This is a genomic window from Sporosarcina sp. AD_1 (assembly GCF_057373025.1).
The window spans coordinates 63,815-89,571 of record NZ_JBPVIR010000004.1 but is presented as its reverse complement, the minus strand read 5'-3'; the positions used below and the strand labels follow the sequence as shown (position 1 = coordinate 89,571).

At 47.3% G+C, this 25,757-nt stretch carries 19 protein-coding genes; 18 read left to right on the top strand and 1 reads right to left on the bottom strand.

Annotation, left to right across the window (positions count from 1 at the left end; genetic code table 11):
- Positions 1–58: 58 nt before the first annotated feature.
- The 13 genes from ACSW3C_RS09020 to ACSW3C_RS08960 all read left to right on the top strand — a co-directional run bounded on the left by ACSW3C_RS09020 (position 59) and on the right by ACSW3C_RS08960 (position 19,056).
- On the top strand, positions 59–3,094 hold the full coding sequence (locus ACSW3C_RS09020; RefSeq protein WP_486562218.1) for an ATP-binding protein: 3,036 nt from the start codon (positions 59–61) through the stop codon (positions 3,092–3,094).
- Positions 3,087–4,172: a response regulator gene (locus ACSW3C_RS09015; protein ID WP_486562217.1), complete on the top strand. Its 1,086-nt coding sequence runs from the start codon at positions 3,087–3,089 to the stop codon at positions 4,170–4,172. Before ACSW3C_RS09020 ends, ACSW3C_RS09015 begins: the two co-directional genes overlap by 8 nt.
- A gap of 367 nt (positions 4,173–4,539) precedes the next feature.
- Positions 4,540–5,850 carry a hypothetical protein gene (locus ACSW3C_RS09010; protein WP_486562215.1) on the top strand — a complete coding sequence of 437 codons (1,311 nt, stop codon included), beginning with the start codon at positions 4,540–4,542 and terminating at the stop codon, positions 5,848–5,850.
- Between the two features lie 345 nt (positions 5,851–6,195).
- Positions 6,196–7,506 carry a CapA family protein gene (locus ACSW3C_RS09005; protein WP_486562214.1) on the top strand — a complete coding sequence of 437 codons (1,311 nt, stop codon included), beginning with the start codon at positions 6,196–6,198 and terminating at the stop codon, positions 7,504–7,506.
- A 46-nt stretch (positions 7,507–7,552) separates the two neighbouring features.
- On the top strand, positions 7,553–9,115 hold the full coding sequence (locus ACSW3C_RS09000) for an ABC transporter substrate-binding protein (protein WP_486562212.1): 1,563 nt from the start codon (positions 7,553–7,555) through the stop codon (positions 9,113–9,115).
- A gap of 93 nt (positions 9,116–9,208) precedes the next feature.
- A complete protein-coding gene (locus ACSW3C_RS08995; RefSeq protein ID WP_486562210.1) occupies positions 9,209–10,159 on the top strand; it encodes an ABC transporter permease in 951 nt (316 codons plus the stop codon).
- A gap of 15 nt (positions 10,160–10,174) precedes the next feature.
- Entirely contained in the window at positions 10,175–11,080 is a 906-nt protein-coding gene (locus tag ACSW3C_RS08990) for an ABC transporter permease (RefSeq protein WP_486562209.1), read from the top strand.
- A 39-nt stretch (positions 11,081–11,119) separates the two neighbouring features.
- Positions 11,120–12,139 (top strand): ABC transporter ATP-binding protein, encoded by a 1,020-nt coding sequence (locus tag ACSW3C_RS08985; protein WP_486562207.1) that lies wholly within the window; start codon positions 11,120–11,122, stop codon positions 12,137–12,139.
- Entirely contained in the window at positions 12,126–13,151 is a 1,026-nt protein-coding gene (locus ACSW3C_RS08980) for an ABC transporter ATP-binding protein (RefSeq protein ID WP_486562206.1), read from the top strand. The genes ACSW3C_RS08985 and ACSW3C_RS08980 overlap by 14 nt, the downstream gene beginning before the upstream one ends.
- 29 nt (positions 13,152–13,180) lie before the next feature.
- The gene (locus tag ACSW3C_RS08975) at positions 13,181–14,995 is read left to right on the top strand and encodes a S9 family peptidase (RefSeq protein WP_486562205.1); all 1,815 of its coding nucleotides are present in this window, start codon (positions 13,181–13,183) and stop codon (positions 14,993–14,995) included.
- On the top strand, positions 14,992–16,263 hold the full coding sequence (locus ACSW3C_RS08970) for a M20/M25/M40 family metallo-hydrolase (RefSeq protein WP_486562204.1): 1,272 nt from the start codon (positions 14,992–14,994) through the stop codon (positions 16,261–16,263). The genes ACSW3C_RS08975 and ACSW3C_RS08970 overlap by 4 nt, the downstream gene beginning before the upstream one ends.
- Complete coding sequence (locus ACSW3C_RS08965; protein WP_486562203.1) at positions 16,250–17,632, top strand: M20/M25/M40 family metallo-hydrolase; 1,383 nt, start codon at positions 16,250–16,252, stop codon at positions 17,630–17,632. The genes ACSW3C_RS08970 and ACSW3C_RS08965 overlap by 14 nt, the downstream gene beginning before the upstream one ends.
- Positions 17,632–19,056 carry an aspartate ammonia-lyase gene (locus tag ACSW3C_RS08960; protein ID WP_486562538.1) on the top strand — a complete coding sequence of 475 codons (1,425 nt, stop codon included), beginning with the start codon at positions 17,632–17,634 and terminating at the stop codon, positions 19,054–19,056. Before ACSW3C_RS08965 ends, ACSW3C_RS08960 begins: the two co-directional genes overlap by 1 nt.
- Before the next feature lie 95 nt (positions 19,057–19,151).
- Here ACSW3C_RS08960 and ACSW3C_RS08955 read toward each other — a convergent pair whose 3' ends face one another.
- Positions 19,152–19,805, bottom strand: coding sequence for a GntR family transcriptional regulator (locus ACSW3C_RS08955; protein ID WP_486562202.1), 654 nt, complete (start codon positions 19,803–19,805; stop codon positions 19,152–19,154).
- A gap of 138 nt (positions 19,806–19,943) precedes the next feature.
- On the opposite strand from ACSW3C_RS08955, the gene ACSW3C_RS08950 reads away from it, so the two are divergent.
- From ACSW3C_RS08950 to ACSW3C_RS08930, 5 genes are all read left to right on the top strand, one after another.
- Complete coding sequence (locus tag ACSW3C_RS08950; protein ID WP_486562201.1) at positions 19,944–21,122, top strand: CaiB/BaiF CoA transferase family protein; 1,179 nt, start codon at positions 19,944–19,946, stop codon at positions 21,120–21,122.
- Positions 21,123–21,135: 13 nt separating this feature from the next.
- Complete coding sequence (locus ACSW3C_RS08945; RefSeq protein WP_486562200.1) at positions 21,136–21,987, top strand: HpcH/HpaI aldolase/citrate lyase family protein; 852 nt, start codon at positions 21,136–21,138, stop codon at positions 21,985–21,987.
- Positions 21,988–21,999: 12 nt separating this feature from the next.
- Entirely contained in the window at positions 22,000–23,310 is a 1,311-nt protein-coding gene (locus ACSW3C_RS08940; RefSeq protein ID WP_486562199.1) for a 2-hydroxycarboxylate transporter family protein, read from the top strand.
- A 283-nt stretch (positions 23,311–23,593) separates the two neighbouring features.
- On the top strand, positions 23,594–24,943 hold the full coding sequence (locus ACSW3C_RS08935) for an MFS transporter (RefSeq protein ID WP_486562198.1): 1,350 nt from the start codon (positions 23,594–23,596) through the stop codon (positions 24,941–24,943).
- A gap of 15 nt (positions 24,944–24,958) precedes the next feature.
- Positions 24,959–25,735, top strand: a complete 777-nt coding sequence (locus ACSW3C_RS08930) for a sugar phosphate isomerase/epimerase family protein (protein WP_486562197.1) — start codon at positions 24,959–24,961, stop codon at positions 25,733–25,735.
- The last annotated feature ends 22 nt before the right edge of the window (positions 25,736–25,757 follow it).

Here is a 25,757-nt window from a genome sequence, read left to right as displayed (position 1 = left end):
AAATGTTTGCTATTACTAGAAAAATAGATCGTTCATTCTGTCATAAGGGAATAATAAAATGAAAAAATCAGTCACCATATGGAGTCTGCTGCTATTTATCGGAAGTTTTGTTCTGTTTAATCTTTATACGGGGGAATACGATGCCTATTCGCCGCTTGCCAAGAAGGGAATTCTTGATTTGCGGGACTACCGCCTTGAAGAAGGTGCGATTGAGCTGAACGGGGAATGGGAGTTTGTTCCGTACCAGTTGCTTGATCCAACCTCATTTGATGACAAGCTGGCTCAGGGCGCTCCAGTACCTTCCCTTTGGACAAAATATAACGTAGCTGGCGAACGTATGCCGAAGTATTCAAAAGGCACCTACCGCTTGCGTATTTTACTTAAGGATACTGATCAGATACTTGGAATTAAAACAACAAACATTCGCATGTCCAATGCCATATTTGCCAACGGGAAACAAATAGGGCATAGCGGAAAACCGGGTGACGAAAACACCTATTCACCCTACAATACGCCGTATACTGCTTATTTTCATGCGGGTCAAAGCGAAATTGAATTGGTGGTGCAAGTGGCAAACTACGATTATGCCACGGGTGGAGGAATCATCGGATCCATTTATTTTGGCGACCAGGAAAGCATAGAGAAGTTGAATGAGAGCTTTTTAGTATACGATTGGGTGACAATTACAGCGTTTTTTGTCATGTTTGTCTTCTTTTTAGGCAGCTGGTTGCAATTTAAAACCCCAATCGAGTTACTCCATTTTTCATTGTTCTGTCTGTCGGTCGCGCTGTACTCGGCTTCTCATAACAACAAAGTTATTATGTCGGTGTTCAAAGATTTGCCTTATGAGGTATTCCAATTTATACAAGCCTCATCCAGCCTTTTATTTGGTACCTTTCTTCTTCTATATTTCTACTTCTCTTTTAAACAACATGCGCATGTCACGGTCGTGAAATGTCTTTGCATCTTAGGTGGCGTGCTGCTGGGGTCTGCTCTATTGCCTGTCAGGATCTACTCAGAACTGCAAATAACCTATTCGTTATATCTCTTTCTTGTCATTTGCTATACGTTTTATTTGCAATATAAAACGATACGCAATAACTCCGTTGGTGCTGTTTATCTGACGATCAGCTCCGTCGCAATCTTTGTCTATTTTATTGTGGCAACATTAAATGTCATAAGTAATTACCAATTGATTATTTTGCCGCCTGTCCTGCCATTCATCATTCTGACGATGCTCTCCTTGTTCATTGCCAATCGATTTTCGCATTCCTTTTCAAAGAAAGAGGAGCTGTCCAATGCGCTCATGAAAGTGGATAAGCTCAAGGATGAATTTTTGGCCAGCACTTCCCATGAATTTTTGACGCCGTTGCACGGAATCATTGCCATTTCCCGATCCATGCTCGATAACAAAGACGGGGACATGACGAGTCGTAATAAGGAAGACTTAGAGTTGATCAATACCATCGCGGAGCGGCTATCGAACTTGGTGAAAGACATTCTGGACTACTCGAAATTGCAGCAAGGAGAGTTGCGTTTGTCGCGGGGTTCTGTCGATTTGCATTCCATTACCCATGTTGCAGTCAAAGTGTTTGAGCATCTTGCGGATAAAGATATCCAGTTGGTCAATGCCGTACCGAAAGGGCAGTATGTCTTGGCGGATGAAGGAAGACTGCGGCAGATTCTATACAATCTGCTAGATAACGCAGTGAAATATACCGACCAGGGAAGAATCGAAGTAAGTTGTCTTGTACACGACGAAATTGTGGTCATTCAAGTGAGTGATACAGGCATTGGCATACAGAAAGAACATTTTGCTACATTGTTCGAGCCCTTCCAGCAGTTTGAAAACTCGATCGGAGGAACGGGGCTCGGTTTAAGTGTGACGAAACAGCTGGTGGAAATCCAGGGAGGTCAAATTGAAGTGGCCTCAGTTGTCGGAGAAGGAACAACTTTCTCCTTTACATTGCCTGCGGCAGTTCGAAGCAGCTCACCTGCAGCCTTCGAGCCTGCGAAACATAGCACTGGCAAGCAATCTATCCATTTTTCTCTGCCTTATCGAAATAAGAAAGGTGAAAAGAGAATATTGATAGCGGACGACAACCATGTGAATTTGAAAGTCCTGATTGATGTGCTCGAATCCGAATATTATTCGGTCATTGCAGTGGATAACGGCGAAGCGGTGCTTACGGAAATTCAAAGTGACCCAGAGATCGACTTGATCATCTTAGATATTATGATGCCAGGCCTATCGGGATATGAAGTAAGCCAGCAAATCAGGAAAATCTATCAGCTGACAGAATTGCCGATCTTGATGCTGACAGCTGCCATTAACCCGGACGACATGATTGCCGCTTTCCAATCCGGAGCAAATGACTTCTTGCATAAGCCCTTCGCTTCTTCTGAATTAAAGACGAGACTTCGAAACCTTCTTCTTATGAAGGAATCGTCCGAAGCGATTACGAAAATGGAAGTTGCTTTTTTGCAGGCGCAAATTAAACCGCATTTTATCTACAACGTTTTAAATGCGATATTATCTTTAAGCTATACAGATATCGGAAAAGCCCGTTCCTTGATCAACGACTTTGCCACGTTTTTACGAGGAAGCTTTGCTTTTGAAAACACGAGTCAGCTCGTCCCTTTGGAGAGAGAGTTGTCGTTAATCAAATCCTATGCCAACATTCAGCAAATCCGCTTTCCTGAAAAAATGGTACTGGATGTGGATGTAGAAGAAGGTCTGCAATGTTTGATCCCACCGCTGCTATTGCAGCCGCTTGTTGAAAATGCCATACTGCATGGCTTACGGAATACGAATGTGCAAGGTGTTGTTACAGTCACGGCGAAACGAACGGCGGACCATGTGCTATTCCGAGTGACAGATAACGGAGCAGGTTTTCAGAAAGAAGAATTAGAGCGAGTGTGGGAGATGGACGAAAAGCATCGCCGCGGAGTGGGGCTATGGAATATTGCCAAGCGGCTAAAGCATTTTGAACAGGCTTCCATTTCGATTCAAAGTGAAGGACAAGGCACAACCGTTGATATTGAATTTCCGTTTATAAAAGAGAATCAGAAAGGAAGAGCAGACTTTGCTTAAAGCCATGCTAATAGATGATGAGGTGCTGGCGTTATCCTTGCTGGAAGCGATGCTTAAAGAAGTGGGGGGAGTGGAAGTACTCGGAACATTCACAGAGCCCATGGAAGGATTGCAGCAAGTGAAGCTTCTCGAACCAGATGTATTGTTTCTTGATATTGAAATGGCTCAACTAACCGGATTAAAGCTGGCGGAGAGCGTCAACATCCACGCGACCGACATCGTCTTTGTGACGGCATATGATCACTATGCCTTGGAAGCCTTTTCCGTACAGGCGTTGGATTACATTTTAAAACCGATTGATAAAATGCGTTTACAGCGGGCGGTGGAGCGGTTATGGAACAGGAAAGCTGGCGAGTTGCTACAGCGAAGAAAGCAATCCAGGGTACAAGTGCACTTATTAGGCAGCTTTCAATTGAATGGAATCGAACAACAACCAATAAAGTGGCGAACAAAAAAAGTAAAGGAACTATGTGCTTTTTTGATACACCATGGGCAACCTGTCCATCGCGATGCGGTCATCGAAGCTCTATGGCCCGATATTCCCATAGAAAAGGCTTCGACGCTGCTTCATACGACGATCTACCAATTGCGCAAAGCCTTCAAGGATGCTGACATCGAGCATTCCATCCGATTTACCGACGAACGATATAAATTGGCTGTCGAGATGGACCTTGACGTAGATTTGTTAAATCAACATCTTCAAGCAGGGGAGATCGGACCACTTCTTGAACTTGCTCAACAGGATTATTTAGTAAAGGAAGATTATCCATGGGCCACGGCAAGGCGGGAGACTCTCCAAAAGCAGATCATCCAAGTTCTTGAGAAATTTATTCAATCTGCTTCAGAGCCGGTTAAGAGGGAACCTATCTTTAAGAAGACGCTGGAAAGGTTGATCACGTTTGATCCTTGGGATGAACGGTACTTGCTTGAGCTTTTTAAGTGTCTCGTTGAAGAAGGGAAACAGAACGAGGCGGTTGAAGTAATTGAGACGTTTCGGCGAGAGTTGGCTACGGAACTTGGGATGGTGCCAAGTGAAGAGTTTGAGGGAGTAGTGGGGCGCTTGTTGACAGAGGGATGACTTGTTAACCTCTTAACTGCCATTAATGAAAAAGAAGCCTGCTGTATTTCTTGTAGTAGCGGTATTGAAGTGCGGGTGTCTACGTTTATGCTCATGGGCGGCCTTTTTCTGTTCCGTGCGGACTACGGATTTATCGGCTGATTTTTTATCCAAAGCTAGCAAGTCTTGATGGCATGTCTGATGCTCGTCTTCACACTATGTATACCTCCCATTCTTACAATATGCTGTAAAAGTACAACAGTACCGAAACTACTTCAATTGGAAGAAACAGATTTGAAAGAATAGTCCGTTAGTGTTAAACTGAATTACTTGCCGCCTCTCATAGGAAGATAGTTTAGAGGCGGTGCATGAGCAGGGGGTAAATGAAGTGAAAATAAGACTAGGTGTAGTGGGGGCACGTGATTCGATTGGAATAGTCAGGAAGGTGGTGAAAGAGTTCCATGAGATCATCATGCTTCCTTTCCCATATGATTCGATGGAAGAAGTGTTAGACATCATTCCGAAAAATCGATTGCAAGTGGATCAGTGGTTTTTTGCGGGACAAGCGCCTTACCATCTCGCGGTGGACCATCAGGTGATCCGGGCAGAAGAAGGGAGTTTTGCTCCGCTCAATAGCAGCAGTATCTATAAGACACTGTTGCAAGCACAATTGCAGGAGAATCGAATTTTTCACAGGATTAGCTTGGATACATTCCAAGGAACGGAGAGTGAATTGAGAGCTGAACTTCCTTCGATGGAGCTCCATACCTTTCCTTATTCCGGTTATATTCCGGTTGAAGAAATTGTTAAGTTTCATTTAGATTTGATTGAGCAGGGCAAAGTGGAAGTGGTTATTACGTGCATCAAGCGGGTGGATAATATTTTGAAGGAGATGGGGATTCCTTGTTATCGTGTTGCGCCTGATGAGAATTCAATTCGGCTCATTATCCAGTATTTGAAGCAGCGCGGGGTGTCCCAATGGTATCGGAAAGCGCAGATTGCGATTACGGGAATTGAAGTTTTGCCATCCACTGTCGATGAACAGTTTTCGTATAAAGTAAAATACCGGGAGCTGGAGTTGAAGCGCTTGTTGCTCGAATATGCCGAAAGTGTGAATGGTTCTTTTGTAGAGATCGGGGACAGCCGGTATTTCATTTATGCAACGCGCGGCGAGGTAGAGCTGCAGTTGAAGGAGAACTCATTGTTCGCATTGATTAATCAAGTGAGTCTTCGCAGTAAATTTGCCATTAAAATTGGTGTCGGCTACGGAATCACTTCCTTGGAGTCGGAACAGAATACCCGCCTGGCCATTCAATATGCGAGGAGCAAGCAAGCCGGAAGCATTATTACGGTGGATGAAAACAAGAAAGTTTCAGAAATCGAACAGCAAGACTATGAAATTTCGTATGATGGCCGTTCTCTCTTTGACGAATGGGGTAATCAGCTGAAGGAAGCGAATATTAGCTCCGCCACGCTCAATCGCATTCATTCACTCGCTTTGCACTACAGGAAAACCGATATTACATCAAATGAATTAGCGAGTTGGATGAACAGTACCGACCGCAATGCGAGAAGAATCCTGATGGAGTTGGAGAGTGCGGGCCTAGTGGAAGTGATGGGCGAAGAACAATCTGGACAGCGGGGACGGCCCCGTAAAGTGTACCGACTTAGCTTTTTGGAATCACAAGAAAACGAATGAAATACCAACAGGTAGATTAAAAATCTATCTAGTTGGTATTTTTTTAATATAATTAATAGATTTTATTGACAAACAATTGCAAACAAATTAATATTAACGGAACGATAAAGGAAAATTCCTTTAATCGTTCTGAGCAGGAACAAAATAACTTCGGTATGCCTTCAAAAAGCCAGGCAGTATGCTGGCGAGACCTATACATATTGGATGAAGTAAAGGGCATCCAGCACTGCGTTGCTATGTGAATAGTGGAGGCGTGGCATACATCACATTGGCTTCCTTTGCCACAAATGTGGAGTCGACCTACGACAGTTGGGAGAGAACATGACAAGGAATGGGGGAGAGGATTTGCGTGAAATTGTATTTACAGCGACAGGGGACTCTTTTATTACAAGGAGGCTGCCCGGAGAGGACGACCGTTTCGACAAGCTGTCATCGCTCTTGAAAGAGGCGGATGTCCGTTTTACGAACTTGGAAGTGACCATTCACGATGGGGAAGGCATTCCGGGTGCAGTGAGCGGCGGGACATGGGCAAAAGCCAAGCCTTCCGTTTTGCAGGATATCAAAAGCTACGGATTTAATCTCGTCGCTTGGACAAACAACCATACGTTGGATTATTCCGTGCCGGGGTTATTGGCAACGGAGCGTTACTTGGAGGAATACGGCTTTGTTCATGGCGGTGCCGGAGCCAATTTAGCAAGCGCTGCAGAGCCGAGGTATTTGGAGACGACAGCAGGGCGTGTCGCCATGATCGCAGCCACTTCAACATTCCATGAGTCATGGGCAGCTGGAGATCAACGGCCCGATATGACGGGGAGACCCGGAGTCAATCCGCTCGGATTTGACACAGTGCATCTCGTTTCAAAGGAACAGCTGGAGCAATTGAAACAAATTGCCGCTTCTACTGCCATCAATGCCACACAGAATCTCAGCATCAAAGAAGGGTTCAAAAAAGAACAGACGGATGGCGTTTTTTCGTTTGGCGGCCATCTGTTCCAGGAAGCCGACCATCCTGGAAAAATGACGACTCCTGCTGCAAAAGATATGGACCGGGTCATCCGCAGCATCCATGAGGCGAAAAGGCAGGCGGATTACGTGTTTGTCAGTCTCCATGCCCACGAGATGGAAGGGGAGGACAAAGAAAAGCCCGCACGTTTCATCGAGACATTTGCAAGAAGATGCATAGATGAGGGAGCCCATATGGTTGTCGGCCATGGTCCCCATATACTTCGCGGGATCGAAATCTACAAAAACAGGCCAATTTTTTATAGCCTTGGTAATTTTATATTTCAAAATGAGACGGTCGCTCACTTGCCGGCAGATTTCTATCAAGCGTACGGGTTGACGGACCAACATAATGTGGCGGATGCACTGGATACAAGAAGCCGGAGCAATACGATCGGATTCGGTATCAACCCGTCTATCTGGGAAACTGTTTTGCCCATTTGGAAAATGAAAGATGGGGAACTGACGGAGCTGGTGCTTCACCCGGTTGAACTGGGATTCGGAAAAAAACGGTACGAACGGGGATGGCCGGAACTGAGTGCCAATCAAGCAATTCTGGAACGATTATGCGAGCTGTCCAAGGCATACGGGACGGAAATTGAAATCGACGGTGGGGCAGCGAAAGTCTTGCTTCATTCGCAATTGCCGGTATAGGTTGTAAACGCTTTATTTGAATAAAACAAAACGGGAGGAATGGATCATGAGAAAGTTTGGCTGGTTTCTAATGACGTTGTTGCTGTTAGTACTGCTTGTGGGGTGTAGTAGTGAAGATAAGAAAAGCGCGGAGGAAGACGGCACAAAGAGCGGCGGCATGCTGAAAGTTGCGATCAGTGCGCAGCCTCCGACATTGGATGTGCATTTGACGACGTCTTCGGATGCGATTAACGTGACCTCCAATATTTATGAAACGCTTGTCACGCAAAATGGAAAGCAACAGGCAGTGCCGATGTTGGCTGAATCCGTGGAGACTAGCGACGATGGCTTACTGTACACATTCAAATTGCGCCAAGGCGTCAAGTTCCACAACGGCAATGAAATGAAGGCAAAAGACGTTGTTGCCTCCATGAACAGATGGCTTGAAAAATCTTCGCGCGCCAAACTTCTTTTGGAAGGGGCAACGTTTGAAGAGAAAGACGAATACACAGTGGAAATGAAACTGCAGGAAACTGCATCGGATGTGCTAGATATTATGGCGGGGAGAGGCCAGTTCCCGGCGATTATGCCAGCTGAAATTATCGAATCGGCCAGTGATGATGGCGTTTCCGAATACATTGGAACGGGACCTTTTAAATACGTCGAATGGAAGCAGGATCAATATATCAAGCTTGAGAAATTTGAAGATTATGCAGAGGCGGATGGTGAGCCAGACGGACTAGCTGGCCGGAAGACGGTGTACGTGGATGGTGTAGAATTCCATATCGTGACCGATTCTTCTACACGGATGGCTGGTGTGCAGACAGGCGAGTATGATATCGCCCTTAACATGCCATTCGATAACTACGATCAATTAATGAGCATGAGCCAATTGAAGACATATGCTTCATTCGATAACGGAACGATCAATGTAGCTTATAACAAAAAGTCCGGTATTATGACGAATCCGGAAATCCGCAGAGCGATTAACACGGGAATTGATGCGCATGCAGTCATGCTAGCGGCAGTTGGCAATGAGCAGCTGTTCAAGTTGGATCCTGGCTATATCAGTCCTGACAATATCGACTGGGCAACGGATGCCGGAAAAGAGCAGTACAACCTGGCTGACGTGGAAAAAGCGAAACAAATGCTGAAGGACGCAGGTTACAACAATGAAGAAGTTATCCTCTACTCGACAGGTGATTATGATCACCAATACAATGCTTCCGTCGTATTGAAGGAACAGTTATCGAAGATGGGAATCAACGCGAAGTTAGAGATTTACGACTGGCCCACGTTGCAGGAAAAGCGTTCGAATCCTGAAAATTGGGATGTCATGATTCTTGGGACGGGTTATGTAACGACGCCTTCTCAATTGCTAGTCATTAACCCGACATTCCCTGGATGGACGGAAGATGACAAGGTGACTGCTATGCTTACGGAAATCCGCAAGGCGGAAACGAAAGAGGCGGCAAAGGAAAAATGGGCGGAGCTCCAGCAATACATGTGGGATGATTACATGCCGCATACGTTGTTCGGACACTACGCATCCATTATCACAACAACAGACCAATTGGAGGACTTGATCATTTTCAATAATGCGCTCCTCTGGGAAGTAAAGAAGAAGTAATGACAGAAAACGGCTCTTCTTACTCAATGAAGGTAAGGGCCGTTTTTCTAAGTATCAATCTGATTGTAAGCCGAATGAAGGGAGGAACTTCTGATGAAGACGTATTTTTTGAAACGGATCTTGTCGCTGATTCCTGTATTGTTTGTCGTCTCCATTGTCATCTTCTTGATCATCCATATCACACCGGGTGACCCGGCTGCCATGTTGCTTGGAGAAGAAGCGACGGATGCAGATATCCAACAGCTCCGCGTGCAAATGGGCTTGGATGAGCCACTTGTCGTCCAGTATTTCCATTGGATCACAGAGGCGGTTCAAGGCAATTTGGGAACTTCGTATTTCATGAAAGAACCAGTGATGGTTTCCATTCTCAGCCACTTGGCGCCGACTATTTCAGTGGCCATCATGGCCGGCATCATTTCGTTGCTTATTTCCATTCCGATCGGTATTTTGGCAGCAACGAAAAGGGGCACAAATACAGACCGTACGGTAATGGGGTTCTCGTTAATCGGCATGAGCGTTCCTAGCTTTTTGCTCGGGCTGTTTCTGATTCTTTTATTCGGGGTTAAGCTGCAATGGCTGCCTGTCGCGGGATTTCGGCCGATTACGGCTGGATTCTTTGAACACATTAAATATCTCATTTTGCCGTCCATCGCCCTCGGTTCGATGCATGCGGCTTTGATTGCACGGATGACTCGCTCCAGCTTGCTGGAAGTATTGAACATGAACTACATAAAGACAGCCCGCTCAAAAGGGGTCGGTGAATTCTTGCTGATTATGCGGCACACGCTGCGCAATGCATTCCTTCCGATTCTGACGGTAATTGGGCAGACATTCGGCTCATTGATTGCCGGGGCTGTCGTCACCGAAACGATTTTCAACATTCCGGGGATCGGACAGCTGATCATCAATTCGGTGGAACGGCGCGATTACGCGGTCATTCAAGGGGTCGTCCTGTTTGTCACATGCACGTATGTATTGATCAACCTGGCTGTTGACTTATTGTATGGGGTTGTCGATCCGCGCGTCAGATTGAGCAAAAAATAAAGGGGAGGGATCGGTATGCAGGTGATTCAGGAGGAAAACAGTACATTCCAAGATGATTTTAAACAGGCGAAAAAGCGCTTGAAGAAACAGCAGAAGCTGCTCGTGTTCCGGCGCATCATGCGCAATCGGGGAATTGTGATCGGTGGCAGCACGATGATTTTCTTATCCCTCTTTGCCCTGTTCGGACCGCTTATCGTTTCGTTCGATCCATATGAAATGATCGTGACCGACCGGCTGAAGGCTCCGGGAGGCGATTATCTTCTAGGGACAGATAATTTTGGGAGGGATTTGCTGACCCGCATGGCCTATGGAGCCCGGGTTTCCTTGAGTGTCGGGCTTTCCGTCGCCTTATTGTCCTGTTTGCTTGGCATGATTATTGGTTTGCTCGCAAGCTATTTCAGGTCGCTCGACAATATATTGATGCGGATTTGTGATGGGTTGATGGCCATACCTGGGGTGTTGCTTGCCATCGCTTTGGTTGCTGCACTTGGACCGAAAAAAGAAAACGTCATCATCGCGTTGACAATCGTGTTTATTCCGAACGTTGCCCGGGTTGTCCGCTCCGCCGCAATCGTAGTTCGAGAAGAGACTTATATAGAAGCAATCCGTGCGCAAGGGGCAAAAACTTGGCGGATTATCGTCCTTCACATCGCACCGAATACAGTAGCGCCGCTTGTCGTACAGGCTTCCTTCATCTTTGCGGATGCCATCATTACGGAGGCGGCATTGAGTTTCCTTGGTGCTGGAATTCCCGCGCCGGATCCGAGCTGGGGAAATATTCTTCACGACGGAAAGGTCGTTATTTTCACTGCCTGGTGGATGACCGTTTTCCCTGGGATTCTGATCGTTCTTTCCGTACTGGGCCTAAACCTGCTGGGGGATGGCATACGGGATTATATCGATCCGCATACGACGAAATAAGGATAGAAGCCGGTGGAATGAGAAGGAGGAGGGCCTGAAATGAATCCTGAAAAATTATTGGAAGTCAAACGTCTCCGGACGCATTTCAAGACGGAGACCGGAAGCGTGACCGCCGTCGATGATGTTTCCTTTCATGTGAATAAAGGCGAGATTCTCGGGATAGTCGGAGAGTCGGGATGCGGTAAGAGTGTGACATCCCAAAGTATTCTCCGGTTGTTCGATGAAAAGTACTTGGTGAAGTACGAAGGGGAAATCATTTTTAAAAACGAAATAGATTTATTGAAGCTGTCAAAAGCTCAAATGCGCCAGGCAAGGGGTAATGAAATCTCAATGATCTTCCAAGATCCGCTCAGTTCATTAAACCCTGTCCTGACGATCGGTTTTCAAATTGCGGAAGCGATCATGCTGCATGAGAATACATCGAAGGAAGAGGCGATGGCACAAGCGGTCGAAATGCTGCGGCTGACTGGCATTCCTTCTCCAGAAAAGCGGGTGCATGATTATCCGCACCAACTGTCCGGTGGAATGAGGCAGCGCGTGATGATTGCGATGTCCCTCGCCTGCAAACCGAGACTAATAATTGCGGATGAGCCGACGACCGCACTGGACGTGACGATTCAGTCGCAAATTCTCGATCTCATTGAAGATATTAACAAACGGTTTGAGATGGGCGTCATTTTCATCACACATGACCTTGGTGTCGTGGCGGAGTTATGCGATCGGGTCGTTGTCATGTATCTCGGCCAAATCGTGGAAGAGGCGGATATTTATAATCTGTTTGAGAATCCGATGCACCCGTATACGAAAGGGCTGATCCAGTCGATTCCGCATATGGATGGAGACCGCGATGAGGAATTGCATGTCATTGCCGGGACCGTTCCATCTCTTGAAAATGTGCCGGCAGGATGCCGTTTTGCGCCAAGATGCCAATTTGCCGATGAGCAATGCCATAGCCAGGCACCGGAGCTGCGTGGAATCGGCGATGGCCAAAAAGTGCGTTGCTGGCATGCGGAACAAATCGCTGAACGGAAGGAGGAGGAACTGTATGCGACAACCTGAAGTGGCTTCGGATAGGTTATTGCAGGAAGACAAAAGGCAAGACAACGTTCTGCTCGATGTCCAAGGGCTTACCAAGCATTTTCCTGTGAAAGGCTCATTGGATGCGTTCAATCGCAACCGGCCGTCCGTGAAAGCCGTGTCGAATGTGAGCTTCCAATTGTATGAAGGGGAAACTTTTGGGCTTGTCGGCGAATCTGGTTGCGGCAAAAGCACGACTGGCCGAACGTTGATGAGACTCATAGAACCGACCGAAGGAAAAGCGATTTACCGCGGAAAGAACATTTTTGAGCAATCAAGCAAAGAACTCCGCAAAACGAGGGAAGAAATTCAGATGGTCTTTCAAGACCCGTACTCTTCCTTAAATCCGAGAAAGCGGATTGGGAGCATACTGCAGGAACCGCTAATCATACACTCAATTGGAAAAAGGAATGAACATACAGACCGGGTAATGGATATTATGCAAAAAGTCGGTCTGCTGCCGGAGCAGTACTACCGGTTTCCCCATGAGTTTTCAGGCGGACAGCGGCAGCGGATCGGACTTGCGCGGGCGTTGATCGCAAATCCAAAGCTTGTCATTTGCGATGAACCGGTATCTGCTCTGGATGTTTCCATCCAATCGCAAATTATTAATTTGCTTCGGCGCATGCAGGGTGAATTCAATTTGACGTACTTGTTTGTGGCCCATGATATCAGTGTCGTGCGTCATATCTCTGACAGGATCGGCGTCATGTATTTGGGCAATATGGTGGAAGTTGCACCGACGGACAGTTTGATTCAAAATCCTCTTCACCCATATACGAAAGCGCTTCTTTCCGCGGTTCCGATACCGAACCCGAGGATGAAAAGAGAACGCATTGCACTGAAGGGCGAAATCCCGTCTCCATTGAATCCGCCGACAGGCTGCGTGTTCCATACCCGCTGTCCGTTTGCGACGGATCGATGCAACCAAGAGGTGCCGGAGAGCAAGGAAATGGCTCCGGGCCATTCGGTCGCTTGCCATTTATACGATTGAAAAGAGGGACAAAGATAGGGGGTAATGAGTTGAAAGAGGAAGAAAAGATATTGCTCGATTTTTTAAAAGTTGATTCCGCGTATGATGCCAGTGTGATCCCAGGGACTGAAGATTTCACGTTCATAACAAAGAAAAGCGGCCTTCCGCAAGTGTGGAAGCTGGATGAGAACGGTGAACCGTTTCAATTTATTGAAGTCCATGACCGGGTAATGAGTGTGTTTCATTCGCCTGATGGGGAAAAGACGGTGCTCGGAATTGATTCGAAAGGGAATGAAAAGCAGCAGCTCTATCTGACTGGCCGGAAGGGTGACAATCTTGAAGTGCTTGTCGAGTCGCTTGAGCATTTCCATTACTGCGGCGGCTGGTCCAAAGATGGCCGCTATGTATCTTATTCTAGCAACAGGCGGCATCCCGGCTATTTCGATGTTTTTGTGTTGGACGTCGAGGCGATGGAAACACGGCAAGTATTCACGACGGATGCAAACTGTGTTCCACTCGGCTGGTTGAACGAGGAAGAATTGTTCATTTCGGTGAAGGAAACGAACATCGACAGTTCCCTCTACATTGTGAATATCCATAATGGCAAGTCAGTTCGTGTCGGGAACGGCGATACAGCCGCGCGCTATGAGTCGCCGATTGTCGGAAAAGGAGATCGGTATGGGTATCTTCTTTCAGATTATCAGGAGGACACCGTGCATATTTGCAAGTTTCCTTTAGACAATCCGGAACAATTGGAGAAGCTGATTCATTGGGAGAAATGGGATATTGATGAGATCGCCTTATCGCCGGACGGCAAATCGTTGTCGTTTTGCCTGAATGAAGGCGGTATATCCAAATTGGGCATTTATCAAACGGAAACAGGTAACTGTGTGCTGGCGGAAGATTTGCCCGAAGGTGTCATCAGTTCCATGTCGTGGCGATCTGATGAATCCATCCTTTTCACCTTGAAGACCCCTATAAGCCCAGGGGATATTTGGGTGTATCATTTGGCTGATAAAAAAGCGAAAAGGCTAACATTTATCGGGAAGTCGGATACGGTCGGGCATCTTTGGAAGAATCCGAAACTGCATACGTACGCCTCCTTTGATGGACTGGAAGTTCCTTATTTCATTTATTCATCTGGCGAGGAAACAGATAAGCCGGCCGTCATTTATGTCCATGGGGGTCCGGAAGGGCAGACAAAAGCGGAGTATAACCCGGTCCTCCAATACTTGCTTCACAAAGGTTTCGTCGTAGTCGCTCCAAATATTAGAGGCAGCAATGGCTATGGAAGGAAGTATCTCAAGCTGGATGATGCGGACAAACGGCTGGATGCAGTTGCCGATTTGGCGAGTCTCGCAAAGGTATTGGTTTCCGCGCATGGCGTGCATCCGGATAAAATCGGCATTATGGGACGCAGCTACGGAGGATTCATGGTACTCGCAGCATTGACTCATTATCCTGATGTGTGGGCTGCAGGTGTGGACATCGTCGGCATGTCGAATTTGAAAACGTTCTTAATGAACACAGGCGAGTGGCGCAGATATTTGCGGGAGAGCGAATATGGGTCGCTTGAAAAGTACAGCGAGTACTTCGATGAAATTGCGCCGATGAATTTAACGCATCGCATCGAAGCGCCGTTGCTCGTGTTCCACGGACGGAATGACACGCGCGTTCCAGTCAGCGAGGCGGAGCAGCTCGTCCGGGATTTGCAAGCGCGGGACAGGGAAGTGCAACTGATCATCTTTGAAGATGAAGGACACCAGACGGAACGGATTGAAAACCATATTACGATGCATACCGAGACAGTGGCATTTTTCAGCCGCTATCTTGAAAAAGCGAACCCAAAGGAGTGTTTACAATGAAGAAAGCACATTTGGATATCAAAGGGTCAATCACACGGTTACTGGAAGTAGAGGCGGTACAAAAAGGGCTGTCGTTCATTAAGGCTGACAACGACAGAACGACGGAAGAGCAAATCGAACTGACAGAAATTGAGGCACCGACGTTTCAAGAGCAGGTGCGAGGAAACGTTTATAAAGCAAAATTAGAGGAAGCGGGCATCGAGGACATCACAATCGATGAGGTGGGCAATGTGTTCGGCACCCGCAAAGGAAAAGGGGACGGCCCAGCGCTTGTTCTCTGTGCCCATTTGGACACCGTGTTTCCAAGCGGCACCGATGTGAAAGCGAAATGGCGGGACGGAAAAGTGTACGCGCCTGGTATTGCGGATGACGGCAGAGGACTGGCTGTCGTGCTCGCCATTGCCAAGGCATTGCAGCATACCGAGATCGAGACGGAAGGCGACTTGATTATCGGCGCGACCGTCGGTGAAGAAGGGCTGGGCGATTTGCGCGGAGTGAAGCATTTATTCAGTTCTCGTGATGATATTGATGGTTTCATTTCCATCGAACCTGGAGAGCCGGAGCGAACGACATATCTCGGAACTGGCAGTAAGCGTTATGAGGTAACTTACGAAGGGCCTGGTGGACATAGTTTCGGCGCTTTTGGCACTTCGAATCCAATTCATGCGTTAGGAAAAGCGATAGCCAAAATATCCACCTTATCGGTCCCTGCAGAGCCGAAAACGACATACAATGTCGGCATCATCCATGGAGGAACGTCCATTAATACGATTTCAGAAACGGCGACGATGTTTGTCGATATGCGTTCTAACTCACAAGAGGAATTGCAGAAGTTGGAGACTAACGTCCTCTCTCTTATCCAGCAGGCAGCGGACGAGGAAAATGCGTTCCGCGGCAAGACGAATGAAATCACAGTGACGAGTAAATTAGTCGGCGACCGGCCGGCTGGAAGTCAATCTGCGGATGCGACCATTGTGCAAGTCGCACAGGAAACGACCGCTGCGCTCGGGTTTACGCCAGTCTTGGATGCAGCATCGAGTACAGATTCCAACGTTCCGATTTACTTGGGAATCCCGGCTGTCACCCTTGGAGGTGGAGGGAAAGCAGGCGGCTTCCACACGTTGCAGGAATATTATGATCCGACCGATGCCTATATCGGCGTGCAAAAAGTCTTCCTTACCGTACTCGCGTTGCTTGGCTGCGCGGGCATCACGGAACCTTTACTTGAAAAAAGGGAGAAGGCGGTGATGTCGCATGGAACTCACTGAAAAAGGGACGTTGGAGCAGGTGTACCGATATATCGATGAGCATAAGGAAACCTACATGAAGTGGCTTTTTGAGCTATGCGAAATTCCGAGTGTCGCTGCCCAGTCGAGAGGCATCGATGAGGCGGTCGAAGCTGTGAAAAATAAGCTTCTCGAACTGGATGCTGATGTCCAGGTGATCAAAACACCGGGAAATCCAGTAGTCTTCGGTAGTCTTCCGACATCCCGGACGACGGAGACGTTATCGTTTTATAACCATTATGACGTGCAGCCGGAAGACCCGCTCGATAAATGGGATAGTCCTCCTTTTGTTCCGACCATCCGTGATGGAAAAATCTTTTGCAGAGGCGTTGCCGACAATAAAGGAACATTAATGGCAAGGCTCTGTGCTGTCCATGCATACAAGAAAGTGCTGGGTGAATTGCCTGTGAACCTGAAATTTATCGTGGAAGGGGAAGAGGAGATCGGCAGTCCAAATTTGGAGGCATTTGCGGATGAGCATATCGATTTGATTCGAGCCGATGCGAATATTTGGGAAAATGGATTCAAAGATATTGATGGAGATCTACAAGTGAGCCTGGGGTGCAAAGGGATGCTCTATGTGGAATTGCATGCGCATGGAGCGAATACGGACTTGCACTCTGGAAGGGCGGCTATCGTGGAAAATCCTGCATGGCGGCTCGTGTGGGCATTGGCTACCTTGAAAAACGAGAAAGACGAAATCTTGATTGACGGGTTTTATGATAAAATCCGGCCGATGACTGAAGCGGAACGGAAGCTGACAGAACAGATGGAGTATAACGAAGAGGAGGACCTAAAGCAATTGGGGATTTTTCGTTATATTAACGGATTAACTGGATTCGATCTGCAGGAGAAGTTGATTTTCCAGCCGACCTGTACGATTTGCGGGATGGAATCGGGCTATACGGGGGAAGGATCGAAAACGGTTCTTCCTTGTGTGGCAAAGGTAAAATTGGATTTTCGTCTCGTATCGGATCAAGATCCGGATGAAATTCTGGAACTTCTACGCATTCATTTAGATAAACATGGATTCGAAGACATCGAGATTGTTCCTTTGAAAGGGACCCGGGCGGCGACGACTGCTTTGGAAGATCCGCTCGTCAGGAAAATCGAGCAGAATGCAATGCAGTTTTACGGCAAACCGCCTAAAATATTGCGTTCCCAGGCGGGGACAGGCCCGATGTATTCATTCTGTCAAAAGTTCGGGATTCCGTCCGCCGGTTTTGGTGTAGGGCATGCAGATTCAAGAAACCACGCTCCAAATGAGAGCATTTTTGTAGAGGATTATTTGGAAGGCATTAAGTTCATGGCGATGTTCTTGTACAATTATGCCGAGGAGGAAACGAGTTGATTGAAGAGAAGGAAAGGCAGACGGCCATAATCGAGGAACGCGTGGAGCGCGATTTCCTCGGTGAGCGGTTCTTGCCTGCAGCTGCATATTACGGAATACAATCCTTGCGTGCGCTTGAGAACTTCCCTATCACCAATGAACGTATCCACCCGCAGTTAATTTGCGCGCTTGGCGTGGTGAAAAAGGCGGCTGCCGAAGCGAATCATGAAGTGAACGGGCTGCCTGCTGATAAATACAGGGTCATCGTGGAAGCGGCACAGGAAGTGATGGACGGCAAACTCAACGATCAATTCATTGTCGACCCGATTCAAGGGGGAGCTGGCACCTCCATTAATATGAATGCTAATGAAGTGATCGCCAATCGTGCGTTGGAACTGCTCGGTCATCAAAAAGGCGACTATGGCACCATCAGCCCAAACAATCATGTCAATATGTCGCAGTCCACAAATGACGCATTCCCGACTGCCGTGAAAATAGCGGTTCATAATTTGTTGGATGACTTGATCGCTTCAGTGGAAGACCTTGTTGAAGAGCTGCAGACGAAAGAGGAACAATTCGATACCATTATAAAAATGGGAAGAACGCATCTGCAGGATGCAGTGCCGATCCGGCTGGGACAGGAGTTCGGGGCATACAAACGAGTGGTGGAGAGAGACGTGAGGAGAATCAAAGCGACTCGCACACAACTCGAAGAGATTAACATGGGAGCGACCGCTGTCGGAACAGGTCTAAATGCATCCGTACGCTACATACAACGAGTGACAGAACTGCTTAGCCAAAGCAGCGGACTCCCGCTCCGCACAGCGGAACATCTCGTTGATGCAACACAGAACACGGACTGCTACACCGAAATATCGGCTGCCTTGAAAATCTGCATGCTCAACCTGTCCAAAATGGCGAATGACTTGCGATTGATGGCATCGGGCCCGCGCACTGGGCTCAATGAACTCAACCTGCCCGCCAGGCAACCTGGTTCTTCCATTATGCCCGGAAAAGTAAATCCGGTCATGGCAGAAGTTCTCAATCAAATCGCTTTTCAAGTAATCGGAAACGACCATACGATCAGTCTAGCTTCCGAAGCCGGCCAATTTGAACTGAACGTCATGGAACCAGTGCTGGTCTATAACCTGCTCCAATCCATCACCATCATGCGAAACGGCATCGACGTCTTCCGGCGCTACTGCCTTGCCGGCATCACTGCCAACGAGGATCAATTAAAAGCAAACGTGGAAAACAGCATCGGCATTCTGACCGCACTCATTCCAGCCATTGGCTATGAAACATCTTCCCAAATCGCGCGAGAAGCTTTTGCTACGGGCGTGCCGGTGCGGGAACTTTGTTTGAAATATGATGTAGGAAGCGTGGAGGATGTGGATCGTTTACTCCGTCCGTATCCGATGACGGTTTTGCAGGGGGAGCTTTGAAGTAGTGAGAGTGCATGTAGTACCCTGGAGTTTTAGGTGAAATATGTATTAGGAAAGCCTTGCAACTGTAGAAGCTGCAAGGCTTTTTCCCATGCTCAATAATTCTCTAGAAAATCGGTCATACTGCGCCGGATATGAGATTCTGTCGCTGCTCTTGCTTTGTCCGCATTGCCTTCGAGAATGGCGCTTACGATGACCTGATGTTCCTTGATCGATTTGATCATTTGTTCTTCCACCATTTCCGCCAAGTGAGGAGGAAGACCATTCCACATTTGGTCGAGGAAGGACTGGATTCGTTCGCTTTCGGAAGCTTTCCAAATGATGCGGTGGAAATGTTCGTTGGCGACGATATAATCATTGACCTGGCGGTTGGCGACCGCGTTTTCAATGTCTTGCTGAATCTCCAACAATTCCTGTTTATCGAAGTCCTTTAAGCTTGCCCGTGCAGCGGCTTCTCCTTCTAACATCGCACGAATATCATAGTGATCTTGAATATCGTCTCTCGTAAAGCCTTTTACGGTGACGCGGCGATTTTGATTGGTCAGGAGCAAGCCTTCACGCTCCAGTGCATAAAAGGCTTCCCGCACAGGCATACGAGAGACATTAAGTTTTTTGGCGATTTCCTCTTGGATCAATTCCTCGCCTTCCTTCAAATCTCCGTTGAAAATCGCTTTCCGTAAAGTTGCGATGACTTGGTCCCGAGTGGATTGTTTTGCAATTGGCTCCATACCGTTTCGACACTCCTTCATTCTATTACTCCTATTATATCGATAAAAAGAAGCAATTGTACAACGTTGTAAAAATTGATTGACAACTTAAAAGAGTCGCTATAAACTAAATGTATTCTGTATCCAAAATCCAAAATAGAAAAGAAAGGGGTAGTTGGAATGTTGCCTCTTGAAGGAATTACGGTAGTTTCTCTTGAGCAAGCGGTCGCCGCTCCATTCTCAACAAGACAGTTGGCAGATCTCGGAGCGAGGGTTATTAAGATTGAACGACCAGGTGATGGAGACTTCGCCCGGCACTATGATACGACTGTGAATGGGATGGCGAGTCATTTTGTTTGGATTAATCGGTCGAAAGAATCGTTGACATTGAATTTGAAAAGTGAAGAAGGAAAAGAGATTTTGCATACGCTGCTTGCGGAAGCAGACGTGTTTATTCAAAATCTGGCGCCTGGTGCTGTCGATCGACTGGGATTCAGTCCGCAGCAATTGAAGGAAAAGTATGATCAGCTCATTATCTGTGGTATTTCAGGCTATGGCTCGTATGGGCCTTATGTAGATAAAAAAGCATACGATCTGCTCATTCAATGTGAAGCTGGACTCGTTTCCATTACAGGAACTGATGAAACTCCATCCAAGGCGGGGATTTCTGTAGCCGATATTGCGGCTGGAATGTACGCTTATACCGGCATTTTGACGGCGTTGATCCAGCGCAGTAAAACTGGCAAAGGGTCCGTGTTTGAAGTGTCCATGCTGGAGGCGCTTGGCGAGTGGATGGGGTATCCGCTCTATTATTCACATTATGGCGGGAAAGAGCCAGCCAGGACGGGCGCACGGCACGCAACCATCTTTCCATACGGTCCATTCCCTGCTAATGACGGCAAGTATGTGTTCTTCTCAATTCAAAATGAACGGGAATGGGCCCGTCTTTGTGAGACGGTCATGAAGCGTACGGAATTGATTGAGGATGAAAAATATAGTACGAATTCGGCTCGTGTTGAGAATCGGGAAGCTTTGAAGGACATCATTGAAAGCGCTTTTACTGCATACACGGCTGCGGAGTTGGTTGAGTTGCTGGAAGAAGCGAAGATTGCGAATGCACGGTTGAACTCCGTGGAAGAGTTCGTTCAGCATCCACAATTGCAGGCTCGGAATCGCTGGCGAAATGTGGACACGCCGAATGGTCCGATCAAGTCTCTGTTGCCTCCCGCGACATTCCAAGAGTTTGAGCCTGTCATGGAGGCGATTCCAGATGTCGGTCAAAATACTGATGCGATTTTGCAGGAATTCGGTTTTGATAAGGAGTTCATTCAGAAATGCAAAGCAACTCATGCGATATAAGGAGGAATCCGCTATGATCATGCGCTCGTTGTTGTTTGTACCAGGAAATAATGAAAAAGTCATTTCGAAAGCGGAGCAATTACCTGCCGATGTTATCATCTATGACTTGGAAGATGCCGTCGCACCTGAACAAAAAGCGGAGGCGCGGGAGAGAGTTTGCAAAGCGTTGGCTGCTTCTCGCAAATCGGTTGTTGTTCGAATCAATTCGATGGAGACGCCGTATTTTTTTGAAGATGTCCGTGCAATTGCTGATTTGAGGACGAATGCCTTAAAGGGTATCATGCTGCCAAAGTCTAATAGGGGAACTGATGTAGCGGTGCTGGATCGGATGCTGGATTTATTCGATGTGTTCAAGACGGTGGAGATTATTCCACTGCTTGAGACGGCTTCAGGCATCTATCATTCATTAGAAATTGCAGGATCTTCTAAAAGGGTGAAACGGTTGGCATTCGGTTCTGTTGATTTTGCCTTGGATATTGGAGCGACGCTAACAAAGGAAGGGACGGAACTATTATTAGCTCGCTCCCAACTCGTTGTAGCCTCCCGTGTTGGTGGGCTGGAGCAGCCGATTGATACCGTTTATGTTGATTTTAAAGATGCGGAAGGTTTGGTGCGGGAAGCCGCTATGGTGAAGGGTCTCGGATTTGGGGGCAAGCTCGCTATCCATCCTTCACAGTTAGAAGGCATAAACAGGACATTCCAACCGTCAGAAGCGGAGATCCAAGAAGCAGAAGAAATTATGGCGCATGTAAGGGAATACGGCGCATCCGTTTTTCAACTGAATGGAAAAATGGTTGACGAACCAATCATCCAACGTGCGAAACGCGTGCTAGAACTTGCTGAAAATCAAAACTTGGGAGAATAAGGGGGAGTAAGGATGGCATCGATTAATCAAAAAGAGGCTTTTGGTGTGGGGACGGGTTCATTGGCTTCACCCAAAGTGACAATCTTTAATTTGCCTGTCGGGTGGTTTTTAGCATTTGCCGCAATCGCTATAACGTGTATGTATATGGAGTTATTGCCGCCAGGATTGATTGGCGCGTTGTTGATCATGATTGTGCTTGGAGAGTTGTTGGGCTGGTTAGGTGATCATACGCCGATTGTCAAAAGCTTCTTAGGGGGCGGTGCCATTATCGCCATCTTTGGTTCGTCGTACTTGGCTTATGCTGGTCTCATGCCCGAAAGCACCATCACTACGATTACGGATTTCATGAAGGCTGGAGATTTCCTGAATTTCTACATCGCCGCCTTAATTACAGGCAGTATTTTAGGAATGAATTCAAAAGTGTTAGTTCAAGCCGGCTTAAAGTATGCATTTCCTTTACTGGCTGGTGTGGTAGGGGCAATTGTCTTGGCTGGCTTGGTTGGCTGGCTCGTCGGCTTCACGCTGCAAGATTCCGTTCTTGTAATGACTCTACCTATCATGGGTGGCGGACTTGGAGCAGGGGCAGTTCCAATGGCGCAGGTCTACTCTGAACTGCTAGGCAAAGACACAAGTTATTATATGTCATTATTGATACCTGCCCTCGCACTTGGGAATGTGTTCGCAATCATTTTCGCTGCTGGTTTGAATGTGCTAGGTAAGAAGTTTCCAAAGTTGACAGGGAACGGGCAACTAATCCAAGGCTTCACTTATGAGCAGAAGGAGCTGCAATTGGACTTTGGCAAGATGGGAATTGGTTTGCTTGCAGCAGCTTCTTTCTATATGGTGGGAACGTTGCTCGGAGAGTTTATTCCAATTCACCCGTATGCGATCATGATCATTTTAGTCGCAATTGTCAAAGCATTGAACGTCTTGCCTGCTTCCGTGGAGGAAGGCGCAAGTCAATGGTATCAATTCGTTGCAAAGAATTTCACATTAGCCTTGTTAATTGGGGTTGGTGTAGTCTATACAGATTTAGGAGCTATTATCGCGGCATTGAGCATTCAGTATGTCGTCATCGTAGTCGCAGTTGTGCTTGGGGCGATTCTCGGATCTGCCATTGTAGGTAAACTAGTCGGCTTCTACCCGATTGAAGCTGCTATCACAGCCGGTCTATGCATGGCCAATATGGGTGGAACCGGAGACGTCGCAGTCTTGTCTGCAGCCAAGCGGATGGAACTCATGCCATTTGCCCAGATTTCATCGAGGCTTGGTGGTGCATTGATTATATTACTGGCAGGGTTATTAGTTAATTTGTTTGTTTAGGAATAGAATCTCACAAAAATTAAATAGATTATTGACACGAATTATCAAAATTGTTATCCTAGTTTCAATCCCGTTTCTAGCGGGAATTGAATAAAACATTTCCGGGTAGAGACGATGAGAACCCGGCGAAGCCAGTCATGCAGCCTGTTTACGGGCCCTGCATCTTTTAGGCTTTGCCGGGTTTTTTGTGTTCATCAAAGGGGGGAGCTTGGAGGCGCAGGCAGGCAGCAGGGGAAGTACCATAGATGAGTTTGAAGAAGATTAATGGAAAAGGGGAGTATGTATGGCATTCGATTATTTGGATTCGCCTGCAGACGCGAAGAAACTGGAGAAGTTTCAGCGCAAGGTGAAGATTGTATCGGCGGGGGGCACATTTCTGGATGGCTTTGATTTAACGATCATTGCAGTTGCGATGCCGCTTATTTTGAAACAGTGGAGTATTTCACCAGGGGAGCAGAGCTTCCTGACGGCTTCGGCTATTATTGGTTCGTTCATCGGAGCGGCGTGGCTCGGCCGATTGACGGATTCATTTGGCCGGAAGGCGATGATTACGATCGATTTGATTGCATTTGTATTATTTGCAGTTTTGACAGCGGTTGCACCGAATGTGCTTTGGCTCATTGTTTTCCGATTTTTACTCGGGATTGGGATTGGGGCGGACTATCCGATTTCCGCGACACTTGTTTCTGAGTTCAGTTCGACCAAAAACAGGGGTAAGCAGGGAACGTTCCTTGCTGCGATGTGGTTTGTCGGCGCGGTTGTCGCTTATTTGAGCGGTATTCTATTTGCCCCTCTTGGTGACCATGCATGGCGTTACATGTTCTTATTGGGCGCGATTCTTGCTTTGATTATATTCCTGTTCCGGATCGGTTTGCCGGAATCTCCACGTTGGCTTGTTTCCAAAGGTCGTGAGAAGGAAGCGCAAGATGTTATTTTCAATATCACGGGCAGCAAAGTAGAGCTAAAACCGGAACCCAAAACGAAGAAGGTTCCACTTAGTTTATTGTTCTCTAAAAAGTTAATTAAACGAACAATTTTCGTTTCAGGCTTCTGGTTCTGCTATTCCACTTCGTACTATGGTATTTCGATGTATACACCGACTATTTTGTCAGCCTTTACACAAGGAGATCTACATAAGACCTATGTTGCTTCTTCGATCGTCAGTATCCTCGGACTTTGTGGAGCCATCATTGGGATGAACCTTGTTGAACGATGGGGACGCCGTCCGTTGCTGATCACGTCATTCGCAGGTTTGACGGCGGGTCTTGCGGTTCTGACATTCAATCCGCACCCGACTCTAGTATTCTTGGTTGTTCTGTTTAGTATCGCTGTTCTCTTCGCTAACATGGGCGGCGGTATTTTGAACTTCGTTTATCCGACGGAACTGTTCCCGACGAGCCTTCGGGCAGGGGCATCCGGATTTGCAACTTCTGTTAGCCGGATCGGATCGATCATGGGCGTTTTGGTCTTCCCGAATGTCGTGGCTATATGGGGCAATTCCGCTGCGCTTGGCGTTTTTGCCGGCGTTGCACTGATTGGCCTTCTGATCACTTACACGCTTGCACCGGAAACGAAGGGCATTAAGCTGGAAGAAATTAATGCAGAGTTTGAAACAGCGAAAGACTTGAACTAAGAGGAGGAATTTCAGATGGAAAAATGGCTAAGTCTTTGGTCGGCCGGCCAGGAAAAGACAGCGGAAGATATGGCGGCATTAAAGAACGCCGGATTTGACGGCATCGAAATTTGGGCAGAGCATCTGACGGCTGAGAAGGATATGGAGTTGGCGAAGGAAGCAGGACTGAAAATCGGTTTGCACCTTCCTTTTCATGACTTGAATCTGGCCTCACCTTTTCAAGAAGTAGAAGATTTGATTTTCCGCGTGAATCAGGAATGGCTCGAAAAGCTTCAGGCGTATGGCGGAGGACATGCTGTCATTCACGGCGGCATGGCTTGGGCTTCGGAAGGCCGGGAAGAGGCAAAGCTTCGGGTCATCGATCGGCTCAGCCGCACTCGTCAAATGGCGGAAGAGCTTGGCTGTACGATTTTATTTGAGAATCAAATACCGGACGGGTTGAACTATACACATATTTTCCCTTCGTCCGTCGACGAATGGCTCGAGATCTTGGATGCTACCGGGACAGCAGCATGCCTGGACACTGGCCATCTGGCCGTGCTCGGCGCTCCGCTTGAAGAAACGGTAGCTCGCTTAGCAAAGCGTCTCGTTTCTGTCCACTTCTCCGACAATGATGCAAAGGGAGATTTGCATCAATTGCCTGGTGAAGGTGTCACAGGACTGGATACGGCAAAACTCGTGCGCATTCTGAACGAAAACGAGTTTGACGGACCGATTGTGTTTGAAATCAATCCTTACACATATAATTTGGAAGATATCATTCGGCATCCATCTGCGCAATTTTCGAATTGATGACAGAGTGCCAGGATGAGCG

Excerpts from the sequence above, each read along its gene's own strand:
- ACSW3C_RS08965 (WP_486562203.1), top strand. The coding sequence starts at position 16,250 with ATGGAACTCACTGAAAAAGGGACGTTGGAGCAGGTGTACCGATATATC.
- ACSW3C_RS08945 (WP_486562200.1), top strand. The coding sequence starts at position 21,136 with ATGATCATGCGCTCGTTGTTGTTTGTACCAGGAAATAATGAAAAAGTC.
- ACSW3C_RS08935 (WP_486562198.1), top strand. The coding sequence starts at position 23,594 with ATGGCATTCGATTATTTGGATTCGCCTGCAGACGCGAAGAAACTGGAG.
- ACSW3C_RS08980 (WP_486562206.1), top strand. The coding sequence starts at position 12,126 with ATGCGACAACCTGAAGTGGCTTCGGATAGGTTATTGCAGGAAGACAAA.
- ACSW3C_RS08930 (WP_486562197.1), top strand. The coding sequence starts at position 24,959 with ATGGAAAAATGGCTAAGTCTTTGGTCGGCCGGCCAGGAAAAGACAGCG.
- ACSW3C_RS08995 (WP_486562210.1), top strand. The coding sequence starts at position 9,209 with ATGAAGACGTATTTTTTGAAACGGATCTTGTCGCTGATTCCTGTATTG.
- ACSW3C_RS08985 (WP_486562207.1), top strand. The coding sequence starts at position 11,120 with ATGAATCCTGAAAAATTATTGGAAGTCAAACGTCTCCGGACGCATTTC.
- ACSW3C_RS08950 (WP_486562201.1), top strand. The coding sequence starts at position 19,944 with ATGTTGCCTCTTGAAGGAATTACGGTAGTTTCTCTTGAGCAAGCGGTC.
- ACSW3C_RS08970 (WP_486562204.1), top strand. The coding sequence starts at position 14,992 with ATGAAGAAAGCACATTTGGATATCAAAGGGTCAATCACACGGTTACTG.
- ACSW3C_RS09000 (WP_486562212.1), top strand. The coding sequence starts at position 7,553 with ATGAGAAAGTTTGGCTGGTTTCTAATGACGTTGTTGCTGTTAGTACTG.
- ACSW3C_RS08940 (WP_486562199.1), top strand. The coding sequence starts at position 22,000 with ATGGCATCGATTAATCAAAAAGAGGCTTTTGGTGTGGGGACGGGTTCA.
- ACSW3C_RS08955 (WP_486562202.1), bottom strand. The coding sequence starts at position 19,805 with ATGAAGGAGTGTCGAAACGGTATGGAGCCAATTGCAAAACAATCCACT.
- ACSW3C_RS08990 (WP_486562209.1), top strand. The coding sequence starts at position 10,175 with ATGCAGGTGATTCAGGAGGAAAACAGTACATTCCAAGATGATTTTAAA.
- ACSW3C_RS09020 (WP_486562218.1), top strand. The coding sequence starts at position 59 with ATGAAAAAATCAGTCACCATATGGAGTCTGCTGCTATTTATCGGAAGT.